Genomic DNA, 18,367 nt, shown 5'->3' with positions numbered 1-18,367 from the left:
GTGTCTGGGCTTTTTTGTCTTTTTTTCCTTAAAAAGCGATGAGAGTATTTTTCTGCACTTTGTAGTATAATTTCAAAAGAACATTAGAGGCAGGAGAAGAGGAAGATATTTTGAAACCAAGAACTTATGCAGTCGTTGATATCGAGACGACTGGGACGAATCCAAAAGAAGATCGGATCATCCAATTTGGCTGCGTCATGATTGAAGCTGGTCGGATCACTTCACGTTTTTCGATCGATATTCATCCAGGGCGGAAGATTTCAAAACAAATCCAGCATTTAACAGGGATCACGAATCAACGCGTCCAAAAAGCGCCTTATTTTGAAGATGTCGCCCAAACGATTTACAATCTTTTGGCAGACACCATATTTGTCGCGCATAATATTTATTTTGATTATAATTTTTTGAACCATGAACTCATGCGATGCGGACTTCCTAGTTTGAAGATACCGGGCATCGATACCGTAGAACTTGCACAAATTTTCTTGCCGACGGAACCAAGTTTTCGCTTAGCTGATTTGTCAGAAAGCCTTGGCTTTATTCATGAGAATCCTCATCAGGCGGATAGTGATGCCGAAGTGACAGGTCAGCTTCTTTTACTGATCGAAGAACGAATGAGGAAATTGCCGATCATCACATTAGAGCAGATTGCACGATTAAGTAGCCATACAGGAATGGATACGAGTCGTTTCATTTACCACGTGCTTGAAGAAATGAAAGAAAACCCGGAGCCCCTTGATCTCTCATTAGAAATCATCGATGGGCTAGCTTTGCAGAAAAAAGAAGTGGAACTATTCACATCCGTCCATTATGGCGAGCGGACATATCCAAGAAAAAAACAAGCAAAAGAAAAAATGTTTGGTAAAACACTGATGTATCGAAAAGAACAGAACAGGCTGATGAATGCTGTCTACGACCATTTCACAAAAGATGAATCAAAAGATTTGATGATCGAAGCAGCTACAGGAATGGGCAAAACGATTGGTTATCTGTTGCCTTTGAGTTATTTGGCTACACCTGAAAAACCAGCTGTCATCAGCACCGTTTCGCTTGTTTTGCAGCAGCAGATCATGGAAAAAGACATTCCATTACTGAATCAATTACTAGAACAGCCGATACAACCTGTGATTATCAAAAGCTATCGCCACTATATTGATTTACAGCGTTTTAAAGGTACACTTGTGGAACCGCCGGGACAAAAACAATATGCTTTGTACCAAATGGCTGTCTTAGTATGGCTAACACAAACGAAGACCGGTGATTTGGATGAATTACATTTAACTAATCTGAACCATGCATTCTTTGCAGATGTCGCGCACAGAGGCACCGGGTTTTTAGCAAGGAATCAGTCGTTTTACAAACAAGACTTTGTGCGTTTCTTGCAAAAGAAAATCAAACAAAGCAATTTTTTGATTGTCAACCATGCATTTTTAGTACAAGAAACACAGCGAAAAGAACCATTGCTTCCAGCTAGTCCTTATTTGTTGATTGATGAAGTGCATCATTTGCCGGAAATTGCTGAAAAAGTAAATGACAAACGACTAAGTATTAACTACTTCCATAAACAAATCCAGCAGTTGGAAGAGCCGAATCAGTTATTTGACCGCATACAAAGTTATTTGCCGAAGGAACATGAAGCCTTACGCTGGTTGTCGATTTATCGAGAAGAACTCTTTGCGCTATGCGAAGCGCAGATTTGCGTGGCAGAGGGATTAATGAACTTAGTAAGCAGCAAGCAACCTAACGGACAATATCCAGAAGAAGTCATGATGACAAAAGAAATGTTGGATCAGCTGCCACTGGAATCTGGGACAGCAATGGATCACCTGCAACTTTTTTATCAAGAGATCCAACAACTACAATCACAAATGCGCTTGACTTTTGAGATTATCCAAGAAAGTTGGACTAACCAGATGCGGATCGATTTAGCAAGTTTATATAGCTTATTTGATCAATTAGACAAGCAATACTTGCTGATGGACCAATGGCTAGAAGATTGGCGAGATCATTTGATCCATTGGTTCGTTCCTGGGAATACAGCACAGCAGATGATTTTTCATCTCCATGATTTTCAAGCAGCTATGTTGCCGTCCACTGTGTGGTATCCACGATATGACCATATTCTTTATATTGGAGGAACGCTGAAGATCGGACCTAATCGACAGTATCTCTCTAAACGACTGGGCATTGAAGCAGCACCTCTTAAAGTGATTGCTTCTCCTTATGATTACGAGAAACAGGCAAGAATCTATGTGCCGAAAGAAGCACCTGCAGTCCATCAAGTCAGCAATCAAGCATATATCGATTATTTAGAAGCAGCACTCACAGGATTGATTGAACAAGAAGATCGGCCGATCCTTGTTTTATTCACTTCTCATGATGTTTTGCAAAAGGTATATCAGAAAATGCATTTGTCTATGCTAGAAAAAGGACGTGAAATTCTTGCTCAAGGATTTGGCGGAAGTCGGGAAAAACTTTTGAAACGCTTCATTTTGTCAGAAAAAAGCGTCTTATTTGGTGCTGACAGCTTTTGGGAAGGTGTAGATTTACCTGGAGATGCTTTACAGATTGTTGTAGTCACACGTTTACCCTTCGACAACCCGTTACGTCCCATGGTCAAAGCTAGGAATGCTTATCTGGAATCAGAGGGGATCAATCCTTTTTATCAGGAATCCGTACCTAAAGCAGCTTTGAAGTTACGCCAAGCATTAGGTCGTTTGATAAGGACGGAGACAGATCGTGGCGTATTACTTATTTTGGATCGGAGATTAGTCACTGCAAAATATGGTGCACGAATCATCCATGCATTACCGAAAAAAGTACCGATAAAAGAGCTAGCTATGGATGAAATCTATCAGGATCTCCATGAATTCTTAAAGAAAAATAAAGAAGGAAGTTAAAGGTGCCGTCTTTTTTCATCATTAAAATCTGCTATAATGAAAAGGAATGAAGATAAAGGAGCGACGACCCTTGAAGAAAAAACAGACAAAGGAAAAAACGATTAATCGCGTGTTGCTTGGCTTGATCGTGTTTTTATTAGCGGTCATCGTGATCAGCTCGATTTTTTACTTGCGTTCTAGTCGTCCGGCGGTCCAGGCGAAAAAAGAAGCAGTAGAAATCGCAAAGAAATATGCAAATCTCGAGGAAGCTGATCATTTTTACTGGTTTACTCGAAAGAAAACGTACTTTTCATTGACGGGTACGAATGATAAAGGAAAAGAAATCGCCGTTATCATTCCTAAATCTGGTGAAAAAGTAAAAGTATTGGATCAAACGAAGGGGTTGACTGAAAACGAAGCGAAACAAACAATTGCTACAGCTCATCCTGAAATCCAAATCGAAAAAGCAGCATTAGGAATGTACGATGATCAGCCTGTATGGGAAGTAGTAGGAAAAGAAACAAATGGAAAATTGAATTATTACCTGATTGGTTTTGAATCAGGAGATGAAGTCAAGACAATCAAAGGAATTTAATAGATAAAGGAATGAATGGGATGGAGTTATCAAAAAGAACGAAACGATTAGAACCATCTGTTACTTTGGCAGCTGCGGCAAAAGCCAAGGCGTTAAAAGCAAAAGGAAGAGATGTGCTGAGTTTGACTGTGGGAGAACCGGATTTTGCGACACCAGAAAACATCCAAGAAGCAGCAATCGAAGCAATCCGCAACGGAAAAGCTAGCTATTATACACCAACAGCAGGAATCCCAGAACTTCGGCGGGCGATCGTTGATTATCTGAAGAAAAATGATGGACTTGTCTATGAATCTTCACAAACGGTCGTAACAGATGGCGCGAAATTTGCTTTGTATACACTTTTTCAAACAATCTTGGACCCGCAAGATGAAGTCATCATTCCTGTGCCTTATTGGGTCAGTTACGGCGAGCAAGTGAAACTGGCAGAAGGCCTGCCTGTCTTTGTGAAAGGGAAAGAATCTAATAACTGGAAAGTTACTGTTGAACAGTTAGAACAAGCACGTTCAGGAAAAACAAAAGCCGTGATCATCAATTCGCCATCGAATCCGACTGGAATGATTTATAGCAAGAATGAACTGCAGGCAATTGGTGAATGGGCAGTAAAAAATGATATTTTGATAGTTGCTGATGATATTTATGGTCGTTTAGTTTATAATGGCAATGAGTTTACTCCAATTGCAACGATTTCAGAAGCAATCAAAAATCAGACCATCATCATCAATGGCGTGTCTAAGACCTATGCGATGACAGGCTGGCGCATCGGTTATGCGGTTGGGAATCCTGAAATTATCAATGGAATGATCGCTGTTGCTTCCCAATCAACTAGCAATCCGACCGCAGTCAGTCAATATGCAGCTGTTGAAGCATTGAAAGGCGAGCAAGATACAGTGGAAGAAATGCGGAACGCCTTTGAAGAACGCCTGAATACGTTATATCCGCTTGTGGCAGAACTGCCAGGTGTTTCTCTTGAAAAGCCGCAAGGAGCTTTTTATCTTTTTCCTAATGTAAAAGAAACGCTACGCATGTGTAAGTATGAGAATGTCACAAAATGGGTAGAAGATCTTTTAGAAGAAACAGGGGTAGCACTTGTGACTGGCGAAGGCTTTGGGGCACCAGAAAATGTCCGCATGAGTTATGCGACTGATCGTGCTACGTTAGAAGAAGCGGTACGCAGAATCAAGCAATTTATTGAGAGTAAAAGTCAAAATTAATCCTGAAGAAATTCAAGGAATATAAAAGGAGAGTCATACGTGGAACAAATTCAAATCATCGATTCGAAAAACCATGTGGGAGAAACAGTAACAATCGGCGCTTGGGTCGCAAATAAACGATCAAGCGGAAAAATTGCCTTTTTACAATTAAGGGACGGAACAGCCTTCTTCCAAGGGGTAGTGGTAAAAAGCGAAGTGCCAGAAGAAGTTTTCCAAACAGCTAAAAATCTGCACCAAGAAACATCTGTGCTAGTAACTGGAGAAATCCGTGAAGACAGCCGTTCAAAATTCGGTTATGAAATCGGGATTACAAATGTGGAAGTAGTAAGCGAGAGCCACGATTATCCGATCACACCAAAAGAACACGGAACAGATTTCTTGATGGATCATCGTCATTTATGGCTACGTTCTTCAAGACAACATGCGATCATGCAAATCAGAAATGAAATCATTCGTGCAACGTATGAATTCTTTAATCAACATCATTTTGTCAAAATCGATCCGCCAATCTTGACTGGTTCAGCACCAGAAGGCACAACGGATCTATTCGAAACAAACTACTTTGATCAAAAAGCCTATTTATCTCAAAGTGGCCAATTATATATGGAAGCTGCTGCTATGGCTTTCGGAAAAGTCTTTTCATTCGGTCCGACTTTCCGTGCTGAAAAATCAAAGACACGCCGTCACTTGATTGAATTCTGGATGATCGAACCAGAAATGGCCTTCACTCACCAAGAAGAAAGTTTAGAAGTACAGGAGCAATATGTAGCCTTCTTAGTACAAAATGTTTTAGATCATTGCGAATATGCATTGGATGTACTAGGACGAGACAAAGAAGTCTTAAAAACTTATACAAAATTGCCATTCCCTCGTATTACTTACGATGATGCAATCGAATTACTGAAGAAAAATGGATTTGATGACATCGAATGGGGCGAAGATTTTGGTTCACCTCATGAAACGTTCATTGCAAATTCATTCAAACAACCTGTCTTTATTCTAAACTATCCAAAAGCCATCAAGCCATTCTACATGAAACCACATCCAACAAGAGAAGACGTGGTGATCTGTGCAGATATGATCGCACCAGAAGGCTACGGTGAAATCATTGGCGGAAGCGAACGGGCAACGGACTATGATTTCTTGTTAGAACAAATCCGTAATCACGGTTTGGATGAAAAAGAATATTCATGGTACCTTGATTTACGTAAATACGGTTCTGTTCCGCACTCTGGTTTTGGTCTAGGTCTTGAACGAACAGTCACTTGGATTGCTGGTATCGACCATGTGCGTGAAGCTATTCCATTCCCACGTTTGTTGAACCGAATTTATCCATAAGAAGTGAAGAAAAAGCTGTTTAGTTTCGAGTATTAAGAAAAATTTTGTGAAAATGGCTTTCCACATTTTTGCATAAATTTGGCTTAATACCGAGAAACTGGCTTTTGAACACCGTTTAAGGAAGAGGTTGTGAAATCAGTGCCTTGACCTGAGTATTAGAGAAACAAAACGGAAAAATAGCTTCTCATATTTTACCGTTTTTTGAGCTAATATCGAGGGTCAGCCGATTGAACACCGTTTATTCTAAAAAAGAACTGCGAACTCTCGCAGTTCTTTTTTTAAAATATGGCATAAAGGAAGTTTCCAACAGACAAGAGAAGAAAGCAAAAGAAATTGCTATTTGATTCACAAGGTTCTATAATGAAATCGCAATCAATCAAACATATACAAAGAAGGCGATTCAAATGGAAATTCGATTTGATGATGCTTCTGCTGCTGAAATAAAGCAGCATCTAGCACCTGAAAACAAACTAATATTAACATTCGAAGATGGAGTAGGTCCGTATTCTCAGCATGCAATGATCCACATGCAAGTTCAATTCACCCTTGGAATCATCGGATCAGATATGTCGACAGAAAGTTATGACCAATCTATCCCAAGCAATCTAGGAGAGATATTAGTAAAGGGATATTCGTTGGCAGACTTAGATGAGCATATGAATATACGTTTTGATGCTTCTCGTCATATTTAGAGTTTGACGGGCGACAGTGGGCTGATTGACGGAAACTTAGGTCTGATCGATTTCACTGAATCAAACAACGAAGGAATCAAGAAAAATCCGGCACGTTAAGAAAAAAGCATAAAAAACTAGGCACTTGCTGAGTATTCATCCAATCGTTTGAGGAAACTAGGCGGGTGTCTTTTTTTATACATCTATTTTCTCTTTCGTCTTGGTAGAGCTTATGGGATAATATAAAGAAGAAAATCGTCGTTTTATTCAAAAAGGAGTTTTTGACAAATGAAAACACGCGTGTTATTTATTGGTGACAGCATTACAGACGCAGGAAGAGACCGTTCAGAAGCAACGGATCTAGGTAAAGGGTATCCGCTTTTGATTGCCGGGAAACTAATCTCACAATATCCAACGATGGAATTTGAATGTATAAACCGTGGGATAGGAGGAGACAAAATTGCAGATCTGCAAGCACGCTGGCAAGAAGATTGTTTAGCTCTGCAACCTGATTATGTATCGATTTTGATTGGAATCAATGATACGTGGCATAATACTGGAGATCAAGCTATATTCGGCACTGAGAAATCTGTGCAGCAATTTGAATCCGTTTATCGAGAGTTACTAAATGAACTTCAAGCAGCTGGAATCTGCAATATCGTCTTAATGGAGCCTTTTGTACTTCCTGTGACAAATGATCGTTATGGGTGGCGCAAAGACTTAGACCCTAAGATCCAAACCGTTCGTAAACTCGCAAAAGAATATGGCACATTGCTGATTCCTTTAGATGGGATATTCAATGCTTTAGGAATCGCTTATGGTTTTTCGAAATATACAAAAGAAGATGGCGTGCATCCAACGATTGGCGGACACGAGATTATTGCACAAAGTTGGATAGATGCGATTTCCGCAGTTGATTTTTTTAGTGGAAATAAAAATGAACGAAAGAAAAGGGAGAAATGATGGAAATACGAAGGGCAGTAAAAGAAGATCTCCCTCAAATCAATCAGCTGATTACTGATCATCCAGAATCATTCGTAAAAGTAAAAACGGCAGCTGAACTACATGATAGGAATAAACTATTGATCGTTGCTGTAACAAAAGAAAACCGGATCATCGGTTTTGCGCAAGCAGATGAACAGCAATCAGAAGAACGGGTGGATCAGCGAGCAGCAGGAAAACTAATCCAACACACATTAGTAACAAAAGAAAAAACGGAAGAAATCCAAAAAAGATTTGCGGAATACTTGATGCTGGAAGCTAAAAAACGAAAAATCAAATCGTTTTTTGTCCAGTTCTAGTTCTAATTAAAAACAGTAATAAAAGGAGAAATACAATGAGTTGTTTAGGAAATGTCATCTGGTTCATATTTGGCGGACTAATTGGGGGTCTTAGCTGGTTAGCAGCAGGGGTACTTTGGTGTATCACGATCATTGGTATCCCTATCGGTATGCAGTGTTTTAAAATCGCCTCCCTTTCTTTTGCGCCTTTTGGCAAAGAAGTAATTTACCACCAGTCCGGCATGTCATTGATTGTCAACATCATCTGGCTGATCGTTTCAGGTCTCCCAATTGCTCTTGGACATGTCGTCAGCGGCATCCTTCTATGTATCACGATTATAGGGATACCATTTGCAAAGCAATCTTTCAAACTTGCTCGATTGGCGTTGATGCCATTTGGTGCAGAGATTATATAAGTCAGGATGTTCTAAAAGAGTGTCCTAAACATGTTTTATGAACGAGAGAACTGGATGAAACACAACTATCACGTGTTTGATCTGGTTCTTTTTATGTTTTGAAAACTCATTTTTTCTTTCGGATACCTTGACATATGAATTTACATTCATTTATAATTAGTTATGAAGAGATATTCATATGTTGAGGCGAGGAGGTCATTAAAATGAAAAGTTACAGATTAGAAGGTTTAGACTGTGCGAACTGTGCGATGAAAATCGAAAAAGGAGTCCAGCAAATCGATGGAGTCAAGGAAGCAACGGTAAATTTCACTTCTGGAAAACTAACGATTGACGTAGAGGAAGATCGATTAGCTGAGGTTGAACAGGAAACGAAAAAAGTAGTGAGGGAATTAGAACCAGATGTCAAGGTAACAGAAATAGACAAGGAAAAAGTATCTGAACATGGAAATGAAAAAGAGAGAAACACGCTGATCCGGATTTTATTTTCACTTGCAGGTATCGCTGTCTTGCTATTATTTGATTTTAATGAACCAGTTCGTTTGATAGGGTATTTATTGATTTATCTGCTGATAGGATATGATGTAGTGAAAAAAGCGGTGATGAATATCGTCAAAGGACAAATCTTTGATGAAAATTTCCTCATGTCTGTTGCTACAATCGGCGCTATGTTGATCGGTGAATATCCAGAAGCCGTAGCAGTGATGCTATTTTATCAAATCGGCGAATATTTCCAAGGATTGGCAGTCAATCATTCAAGAAAATCGATTCGTGAACTGATGGCTATCCGTCCAGAAACAGCGCACATACAGACAGCAGAAGGATTGATGACCGTGAATCCTGAAGACGTACGGATTGGTCAGTATGTACTTGTTAAGCCTGGTGAACGTGTACCGTTAGATGGAACGATCATCGAAGGAGAATCATTAGTCGATACATCCGCACTTACAGGTGAATCCGTTCCTAAATCTGTATATGTTGGCGAAACAGTATTAAGTGGATTTATCAATAAAAATAAACCATTTTTAATTCAAGTAGAAAAATCCTATGAAAATTCTACCATCAGTAAATTATTAGAATTAGTAGAAAATGCCAGCAGCAAAAAAGCACCTGCTGAAAATTTCATTACCAAATTCGCGCGATATTATACACCAGTCGTTGTAGGGCTGGCCGTCTTATTGGCTGTTTTACCTCCAATAGTTTCTGGAGCGGCGTTTTCTGAATGGATCTACCGGGCGTTGACGTTTTTAGTGATCTCATGTCCATGTGCATTAGTGATTTCCGTACCCCTTAGTTTCTTTGGTGGGATCGGCGGAGCAAGTAAAATTGGTGTATTAATAAAAGGTTCAAATTATTTGGAATTGCTTGCACAAACTGAGACAGTGGTATTCGATAAAACTGGCACATTAACGAAAGGCGACTTTTCGATCCAGACGATCGATTCAACAGGAATTGATCCAAAGAAATTTATGCAATATGTTGCAAGTGCAGAACAGTTTTCTACACATCCGATTGCGCAATCCGTTTTAGAAGGCTACGAAGGTCCGCTTTTACCGGCAACAAATATCCAAGAATTTGCAGGTGAAGGGATCTTAGCTGAAGTTGACAGCAAACAAATATTAGTAGGTAATCACAAATTGATGGAAAGGTTTGAAATCTCTTTTCCTTCAAGTCAAGAAATCGGTACATTGCTTTATATAGCAATCGACCAAAGTTATAGTGGTTATCTTGTCATTGCGGATACCTTGAAAGAAGATGCCGTAGACGCATTGGTTCAACTAAAACAGGCTGGTGTCAAGCACACAGTCATGTTGACAGGTGATTCGAAAAAAATCGCTGATCATATCGGGAAGCAAGTTGGCGTGGACAAGATATACAGTGAATTACTCCCAGAAGATAAAGTACAGCGGTTAGAGGAAATCTTACAAAGAAGCAATAAAAAGACCGCCTTTGTCGGAGATGGAATCAACGATGCACCAGTGCTAGCAAGAGCAGATGTAGGGATTGCAATGGGTGGGTTAGGAAGCGATGCTGCAATTGAAGCAGCAGATGTAGTCATCATGAACGATCAACCATCGAAGATTGCAGATGCGATCCGGTTAGCAAAGAAAACATTGAAGATCGTCAAGCAGAACATTGTTTTTGCTATTGGGATAAAAATATTGGTACTTGCCTTAGGTGCTTTTGGTTTTGCAACAATGGGAGATGCAGTATTTGCAGATGTCGGGGTAACAGTCCTAGCTGTTTTGAATGCCATGCGAAGCTTACATGTAAAAAATAAATATTGACCAGTAGAGAGGACGAATGAACGTCCTCTTTTTTTATACCTTTTTCTTAATAAAAGAATACAAAGAAAATGGCTAAGATTATAAAATAACTGATGTTTTTAATTTTGCAGAAAATTCAAAATTGCTTTAAATACAATAAAATCAATGAAATCAAAGAAAACAACTCCTTTTTTTGATGGAAAAAATATGAAAAAATGATGTGTATTAAATAAAAGAATACACACATAAAATAACGCTGTCTTGTAAGTTTGTTAAAAATTGAATATGATTACATTTGGTTAACAAATTTTTATTATAAAGGAGAGAACGAATGAACAATAAACAATTACGCTGGTTCACTGTTGCGTTAATTGCATTCAACATGGTTTGGGGCATGGGGAATGTAGTTAATAACTATGCCCAGCAAGGAGTATCAGTTGTCACCTCTTGGCTATTGATTCTAGCCATTTATTTCATTCCATACGCATTGATCGTTGGACAATTAGGCTCAGCCTTCAAGGATAGTAAAGGAGGCGTCAGTTCATGGGTCGAAAATACGACATCCAATAAACGGCTGGCATATTATGCTGCTTGGACTTACTGGGTCGTGCATATTCCTTATTTGGCACAAAAACCTCAAGCCATCCTGATTGCAGGGGGTTGGGCGGTCCAAGGAAACGGAAATATCGTAAATACGATGTCAGTCCAAATGGTAGCAGTTATTTCACTTATTATATTTCTTGCCTTTTTATATTTATCAACAAAAGGACTTTCTACGTTGAAAGTGATCGGCGGATTAGCCGGAACAGCGATGTTCGTCATGTCGATCTTATTTATTCTTTTAGCAGTAACGGCGCCGTTCATCAACCCAACGATGGAATTTGCCACACCGCATATGAATCAAGTGAAAACATATATTCCAACCTTTGACTTCAGTTATTTCACAACCGTCTCTATGTTAGTATTTGCAGTTGGAGGAGCGGAAAAAATATCCCCTTATGTCAACTCTACAAGAAACCCTGCAAAAGAATTTCCTAAAGGGATGATTTTCTTAGCAGCAATGGTAGGGATTTGTGCTGTATTAGGTTCAGTCGCAATGGGCATGCTGTTTGCTAGCGATAATATTCCTAAAGACTTGATGGCAAATGGGGCATACAGTGCTTTTCAAATTTTAGGTAATTACTATGGTATCGGTAACTCATTGATGATTATTTACGCATTGACAAATATGATCGGACAAATCTCCGCATTAGCCTTTTCAATCGATGCACCGTTAAAAATCTTGTTAGCAGATGCAGATCCAGAATTCGTACCAAACTGGCTACGTAAACGTAGTCATAAAGGTACATTAGTAAACGGCTATCTTTTGACAGGTATCCTAGTAGGAATCATTATTTTGCTGCCAATCTTCGGTATCAAAGATATGAATGAATTAGTTAAATGGTTGACGAACTTGAACTCAGTTGTTATGCCAATGCGTTACCTATGGGTATTCTTGGCGTATATGATGTTGAATAAAGCTTATAAGAAATTCAATTCTGAATATAAATTTGTCAAAAATCCAAAAATCGGGTTTATCTTCGGTGCTTGGTGCTTTGCCTTCACTGCGTTCGCCTGTATCTTAGGAATGGTGCCAAAAGTAGATTACACTGCGGATCCTAAAGCATGGTGGTTCCAGCTATTCACGAATATCATCACACCAATCGTCTTGATCTTATTAGGCATGATCTTGCCGGCCATCGCTCGTCGAGACAAAAATAAAGAAATCACTGAGCCAGAAACTGTGGTTCAGCCTTAAAATAAAATTACTTCTTGCAAGAGTTGGCGTGTAGAGCCAACTCTTGTTTTTTTGTGGCGTTATAAATGGTATGATCGAACCAAATTGCAAAGAAAAGTGAGGGAGGAAAATGAAGATCATCGTGATTGGACAAAGTGGGTCGGGAAAATCGACCCTCGCAAGGAAGATCAAAGAAATCACGGGCTTTCCGCTACTGCCGCTAGACCTTTTATGGCATACAACAGATTACAGTATTCAGGCAAAACAGTGGTTTTTGCAAGAACAACAAACGTTTATGGTATCTAATCCGTCATGGATCGTTGAAGGAAATTATACTTCTACGTTAGAAGAGAGAATCAAAGAAGCAGATAAAATCATTTGGCTTAAAGTGCCGCGTTATGTCGCCATCTACCGAGTAGTTTGGCGTTCTCTAAAAAGAAAGATAAACAAAAAATCACGGCCAGATATGCCTGAAGCATTTACAGAGAAACTAAATAGGGAATACGTAGAATTTTTGTCTTTTATCTGGCATTTTGAAGAAAACAATGAACCGAAAATACAGCAGCTGATCCAAGAAAACCATGCACGAAACAAACTGATCATCCTTAAAACAAGAGGGGAAAAACAAGAATTTTTAACTAAATTGAAAATAGAGAGCAAAAATAATTGACAGTTTTTGTTTACAAGTGTAATCTGTATTCATAAGTTATTGATTACATTTGTAAACGAAAGGTGTGAAATAAGTGGAGAAAGTCAAAACGCCGGTAAAAATCAGCGATTCAGAATGGGAGATCATGCGGGTTATTTGGACACTTGGACAGACGACTGCTCAAGAAATCACGCAGATCTTAGCTGATTCGATGGATTGGAAATCAGCAACGATCAAAACTTTGTTGGGACGTTTGGTAAAAAAAGAAGTGATCTGGACAGAACAAGAAGGAAAAAAATTCATTTATCATCCAGCTGTCTCAGAGATGGAAACAGTTCGTAGTGCGACGGAAAATCTTTTTTCCCATATCTGTGCAAAAAGGATTGGAGAGACGATTGCGGATCTAGTAGAAGAAGCTACTTTGACTCAAGAAGATATCAATGAAATCTTGAAACAATTAGAACAAAAGCAACCAGTCGAAACAATCGAATGCAACTGTATCCCAGGTCAATGTGAATGTAAACAACATCAATAGGAGGAAGAAAAAATGAAACAACAATTTTCAATCGAAGGTATGAGCTGCAATCATTGTGTTGCAAGAGTCGAAGAAGCGGTAAGCGCACTTGACGGCGTACAGAAAGTAAAAGTGAACTTGAAAAAAGCAAACGGTACAGTCAAGTTTGATGAAACAAAAGTCCAATCCGAAAAGATCTGTCAAGCAATCAATGGATTGGGATATAAAGCAGAGGTGATTTGATGGCAGCAGCAGAAACCAAAATGGACACATTCGTCATTACAGGTATGACTTGTGCAAATTGTTCTGCTAGGATCGAAAAAGAGCTGAACGGACAACCTGGTGTTGTCAATGCCACAGTCAACTTGGCCACTGAAAAAGCAAGTGTCAAATATGAAGGGACGACCACTGAAAAATTAATCCGAAGCGTAGAGAATATCGGCTATGGTGCGATTTTGTACGATGAAGCCCATAAACAAAAAATTGCGGAAGAAAAGCAAGCATATTTGAAAAAAATGCTATTCGATCTTGTATTGAGTACGATTTTGACTTTGCCATTGATGCTGTCAATGATTGCCATGATGTTGGGGAGCCATGCGGCAATTGTTCACTTTTTTCATCTGCCAATCGTTCAGTTAGTTCTGTCTACACCTGTCCAATTTTATGTTGGTGCTCGTTTTTATAAAGGGGCGTATCATGCAATCAAGACGAAAGCACCAAATATGGATGTACTGGTAGCAATCGGAACATCAGCTGCTTTTGCATTGAGCATTTACAACGGATTTTTCCGTGGACATCCCCAAGATCTTTATTTTGAAAGCAGCAGTATGATCATCACGTTGATTTTGCTCGGCAAATATTTGGAACATACAGCAAAAACGAAAACAGGTAATGCAATCAAACAATTGATGTCTCTTCAAACAAAAACAGCTCAAGTAATAAGAAACGGTAAAGAAGAAACGTTAGCGATTGAAGAAGTCGTCGTTGGCGATCAGCTAGTCATCCGTCCTGGTGAGCAGATCCCAGCAGATGGTCGAATCATTTCAGGAAGTAGTGCGATCGATGAAAGTATGCTTACTGGCGAAAGTCTTCCTGTAGAAAAGAATCCAGATGACACACTCTTTGGCGGAACAATCAATACGAATGGTCTGCTTCATATGGCAGTCACACAAGTTGGTAAGCAGACAGTTTTAGCTCAAATCATCCAAATGGTGGAAGACGCTCAAGGAAGCAAAGCACCAATTCAAAAAATCGCGGATCGAATCTCAGGGATTTTTGTTCCGATCGTTTTAGTCATTGCATTCATCACGCTAGTGGCGACAGGATTGATCACCGGTGATTGGCAACTTGCATTGATCCATAGTGTCTCTGTATTAGTCATTGCGTGTCCATGTGCATTAGGTTTAGCAACTCCAACAGCTATCATGGTAGGAACGGGTGTTGGCGCACGAAACGGAATCTTAATTAAAGGCGGAGAAGCATTAGAAGCAGCTGCTCACTTAGACAGCATTGTTTTGGATAAAACTGGAACGATTACAGAAGGAAAGCCCAAAGTTACAGATCTAGTCGGTTCTAAAGAAGTCCTATCTATTTTTTATACTTTAGAACAAGCTTCTGAACATCCACTAGGTAAAGCAATCGTGGAATACGGAAAACTGCAAGAAGCAGCAACATACGATATGATCGATTTTACAGCTCATCCAGGTGCTGGAATCAGCGGTACGATTAACGGAGTACGCTATTTTGCGGGTACACGTAAACGATTAATTGAATTGAGCCTATCATTTGATGAATACCAAGAACACGCGTTAGAATTAGAACAGCAGGGAAAAACAGTCATGTTTTTAGCTGATGAAAAGCAAGTAATCGGGCTGATTGCCGTGGCAGATCAAATCAAACAAGAAGCCAAACAAGCAATCAAGCAGTTACAGGATAAAGGATTAGATGTCTTTATGCTGACAGGAGACAACAAACTGGCAGCCGAAACGATCGGTAAACAAATGGGTATTGATCCAATGCACATCTTTGCCGAAGTACTTCCAGAGGATAAAGCAGCCTATGTGGAAAAACTGCAGAAAGATGGCAAAAAAGTCGGTATGGCAGGCGATGGAATCAATGATGCGCCAGCTCTCGCATTAGCTGATGTTGGTATGGCAATGGGAAGTGGAACGGACATCGCGATGGAAACAGCAGATGTAACGCTGATGAATAGTAGTTTGGCATCCATTGCTCAAACAATCGAGTTGTCTAGAATGACATTGAGAAAAATCAAACAAAATCTTTTCTGGGCTTTTGTCTATAATACGATTGGCATTCCTTTTGCTGCATTAGGCTTTTTGAATCCAATCATTGCAGGAGGAGCGATGGCGTTTAGTTCCGTCAGTGTATTGTTGAACTCCCTGAGCTTAAATCGGCACATGAAAAAGTAAGAGAAGGGATGGAGTAAAAATGAACGGGAACGATATGGAGAAAAAACAGGAGCATAAAAAAGAAGCAGGAAACAAAGAAAGTGCTCATTCAAACGAAAAACAGATGGAGATGAAGCATGACCATAGCCAGATGGACCATTCAATGCATATGGAACATAACCATGGAGATATAGCGGACAGCAAAGAAATGGACCATTCGATGCACATGGATCACGATCATGGCGGTATGGATCATTCCATGCACATGGGGAATTTCAAACAAAAATTTTGGCTATCGCTTATCCTAGCTATCCCAATCATTCTTTTTTCACCGATGATGGGAATGGAATTTCCCTTCCAAATAACATTTCCTGGTTCAGATTGGCTCGTACTGATCTTAGCAACTATACTGTTTATCTATGGCGGACAGCCATTTTTAAGCGGAGCAAAAATGGAATTGAAACAAAAAAGTCCTGCTATGATGACGCTGATCGCGATGGGGATTACAGTTGCATATATTTATAGTGTCTATTCGTTTATCGCGAATCTGATCAATCCTCATACGCACGTCATGGATTTCTTCTGGGAATTAGCTACATTGATCGTCATTATGTTGCTAGGTCACTGGATCGAAATGAACGCTGTTTCGAATGCCAGCAATGCTTTACAAAAACTAGCAGAATTACTGCCAGAATCAGTGAAACGCTTGACGAAAGAAGGAAAAGAAGAGACAGTCTCACTAAAAGAAGTAAAGGAAGGCGATCATTTGATCGTCCGTTCCGGTGACAAAATGCCAACAGATGGTGTTATCTTGAAAGGTGAAACAATCGTTGATGAATCAGCTGTGACTGGCGAATCAAAAGGAATCAAAAAACGAGCCAATGACAAAGTGATCGGCGGTTCTATCAATGGGGATGGAACGATCGAAATCGAAGTAACTGGAACTGGTGAAAATGGGTATCTAGCGAAGGTTATGGAAATGGTGCGAAAAGCACAAGGAGAAAAATCTAAGCTAGAGTCATTATCAGACAAAGTGGCAAAATGGCTGTTTTATGTTGCCTTAACTGTCGGTATCTTGGCATTTATCGCATGGTTGTTCTTGACAGATCTTCCTAATGCATTGGAACGCATGGTGACTGTCTTTATCATCGCCTGTCCTCATGCTCTAGGTTTAGCTATCCCATTAGTTGTTGCTCGTTCCACATCGATCGCCGCTAAAAACGGATTGCTATTGAAAAACCGCAATGCACTGGAGCAAGCCAATGATTTAGATGTGATCATGTTGGACAAAACCGGGACACTGACAGAAGGAAAATTTACGGTAACGGGTGTCGAAGTTCTTGATGATGCGTTCAATAAAAATGAAATCCTTCAATATTTAGGAGCATTGGAAGCGAATGCCAATCATCCATTGGCTGTTGGCATTATGAATTATTTGAAAGAACATGAAATCAAGCCTTATCAAGCCGAAAATCTAAAAAATCTTTCAGGAGTTGGGCTAGAGGCAACAGTCAAAAACCAACAAGTGAAAATAGTTAATGAAAAAGAAGTTGAGCGTCTCGGATTAAACGTAGAACAAGCATTATTGAAACCTTACCAAGAACAAGGAAATACCATCAGCTTCCTGATTTTAGAAAATCATCTAGCTGCAATCGTTGCTTTAGGTGACGTAGTAAAAACAGAAGCAAAAGAGTTTATCCGAACATTGAAGGAAAGGAAAATCACTCCAGTCATGCTTACTGGCGACAATAAAAATGCTGCTCAAGCAGTAGCAGATTATTTAGGAATCGAAGAATATTACGGCGGTTTATTACCAGATGATAAAGAAGCTGTTGTCCAGAAATATCTTGACCAAGGGAAAAAAGTAATCATGGTGGGTGATGGGATCAATGATGCGCCAAGTTTAGCCCGTGCTTCTATTGGGATGGCAATAGGTGCAGGAACAGATATCGCGATCGATTCTGCGGATGTCGTCTTGACAAACAGCGATCCAAAAGATATTTTGCATTTCCTTGATTTAGCTAAGCAAACGCGAAAGAAAATGATCCAGAACCTCTGGTGGGGAGCAGGGTACAATATTCTCGCAATCCCACTAGCAGCCGGAATACTTGCACCAATTGGTATCCTATTAAGTCCAGCAGTTGGTGCTGTCTTGATGTCGTTAAGTACGGTAGTCGTAGCGCTGAATGCTTTGACATTGAAAATCAAATAATAATGAAAAACATACTAAGATTAGAGGGGAACATCATTGACGAATGATGTTCTCCTCTATTTTCTATTTTTAGATTATAGTGAAGAGTGAAAGAAAGTTCGAACAAAGCCTTGAGGACTACGAGTCCCTATCAAAAACCGAACTTCTTTACTG

14 protein-coding genes and 1 pseudogene are annotated in these 18,367 nt (G+C 39.7%); all 15 read left to right on the top strand.

Annotated features, from left to right (window positions below; translation table 11 throughout):
* Window positions 1-110 precede the first annotated feature (110 nt).
* The 15 genes and pseudogenes from KFO35_RS02000 (at window position 111) to copB (ending at window position 18,214) form a co-directional block, all read left to right on the top strand.
* Window positions 111-2,900 (top strand): helicase C-terminal domain-containing protein, encoded by a 2,790-nt coding sequence (locus KFO35_RS02000; protein ID WP_070873092.1) that lies wholly within the window; start codon window positions 111-113, stop codon window positions 2,898-2,900.
* Window positions 2,901-2,946: 46 nt separating this feature from the next.
* On the top strand, window positions 2,947-3,474 hold the full coding sequence (locus KFO35_RS01995) for a cell wall elongation regulator TseB-like domain-containing protein (protein WP_002316397.1): 528 nt from the start codon (window positions 2,947-2,949) through the stop codon (window positions 3,472-3,474).
* Between the two features lie 20 nt (window positions 3,475-3,494).
* Entirely contained in the window at window positions 3,495-4,685 is a 1,191-nt protein-coding gene (locus tag KFO35_RS01990) for a pyridoxal phosphate-dependent aminotransferase (RefSeq protein WP_070873090.1), read from the top strand.
* Between the two features lie 39 nt (window positions 4,686-4,724).
* Window positions 4,725-6,023, top strand: coding sequence for an asparagine--tRNA ligase (gene asnS / locus KFO35_RS01985; protein WP_070873088.1), 1,299 nt, complete (start codon window positions 4,725-4,727; stop codon window positions 6,021-6,023).
* A gap of 404 nt (window positions 6,024-6,427) precedes the next feature.
* Window positions 6,428-6,814, top strand: a pseudogene (locus tag KFO35_RS01980) (iron-sulfur cluster biosynthesis family protein).
* Window positions 6,815-6,982: 168 nt separating this feature from the next.
* The gene (locus tag KFO35_RS01975; RefSeq protein ID WP_070873086.1) at window positions 6,983-7,657 is read left to right on the top strand and encodes an SGNH/GDSL hydrolase family protein; all 675 of its coding nucleotides are present in this window, start codon (window positions 6,983-6,985) and stop codon (window positions 7,655-7,657) included.
* The gene (locus KFO35_RS01970; protein WP_070873084.1) at window positions 7,654-7,995 is read left to right on the top strand and encodes a GNAT family N-acetyltransferase; all 342 of its coding nucleotides are present in this window, start codon (window positions 7,654-7,656) and stop codon (window positions 7,993-7,995) included. Before KFO35_RS01975 ends, KFO35_RS01970 begins: the two co-directional genes overlap by 4 nt.
* A gap of 35 nt (window positions 7,996-8,030) precedes the next feature.
* Window positions 8,031-8,390 carry a YccF domain-containing protein gene (locus KFO35_RS01965; protein WP_002291778.1) on the top strand — a complete coding sequence of 120 codons (360 nt, stop codon included), beginning with the start codon at window positions 8,031-8,033 and terminating at the stop codon, window positions 8,388-8,390.
* 203 nt (window positions 8,391-8,593) lie between these two features.
* A complete protein-coding gene (locus KFO35_RS01960; RefSeq protein ID WP_070873082.1) occupies window positions 8,594-10,675 on the top strand; it encodes a heavy metal translocating P-type ATPase in 2,082 nt (693 codons plus the stop codon).
* 310 nt (window positions 10,676-10,985) lie between these two features.
* A complete protein-coding gene (locus KFO35_RS01955; RefSeq protein ID WP_002291780.1) occupies window positions 10,986-12,452 on the top strand; it encodes an APC family permease in 1,467 nt (488 codons plus the stop codon).
* A 109-nt stretch (window positions 12,453-12,561) separates the two neighbouring features.
* On the top strand, window positions 12,562-13,101 hold the full coding sequence (locus KFO35_RS01950; protein ID WP_002340851.1) for a P-loop NTPase family protein: 540 nt from the start codon (window positions 12,562-12,564) through the stop codon (window positions 13,099-13,101).
* A 73-nt stretch (window positions 13,102-13,174) separates the two neighbouring features.
* A complete protein-coding gene (locus tag KFO35_RS01945; protein WP_070873080.1) occupies window positions 13,175-13,615 on the top strand; it encodes a CopY/TcrY family copper transport repressor in 441 nt (146 codons plus the stop codon).
* Window positions 13,616-13,627: 12 nt separating this feature from the next.
* Window positions 13,628-13,837: a copper chaperone CopZ gene (copZ, locus tag KFO35_RS01940; RefSeq protein ID WP_002291786.1), complete on the top strand. Its 210-nt coding sequence runs from the start codon at window positions 13,628-13,630 to the stop codon at window positions 13,835-13,837.
* Window positions 13,837-16,023: a heavy metal translocating P-type ATPase gene (locus tag KFO35_RS01935; protein ID WP_070873078.1), complete on the top strand. Its 2,187-nt coding sequence runs from the start codon at window positions 13,837-13,839 to the stop codon at window positions 16,021-16,023. Before copZ ends, KFO35_RS01935 begins: the two co-directional genes overlap by 1 nt.
* A 19-nt stretch (window positions 16,024-16,042) precedes the next feature.
* Entirely contained in the window at window positions 16,043-18,214 is a 2,172-nt protein-coding gene (gene copB, locus KFO35_RS01930; protein WP_070873076.1) for a copper/silver-translocating P-type ATPase CopB, read from the top strand.
* The last annotated feature ends 153 nt before the right edge of the window (window positions 18,215-18,367 follow it).

It is taken from the genome of Enterococcus lactis, from assembly GCF_015751045.1.
GTDB lineage: Bacteria > Bacillota > Bacilli > Lactobacillales > Enterococcaceae > Enterococcus_B > Enterococcus_B lactis.
The sequence above is the reverse complement of the archived record's forward strand: the minus strand, read 5'-3'. Positions and strand labels throughout refer to the sequence as shown.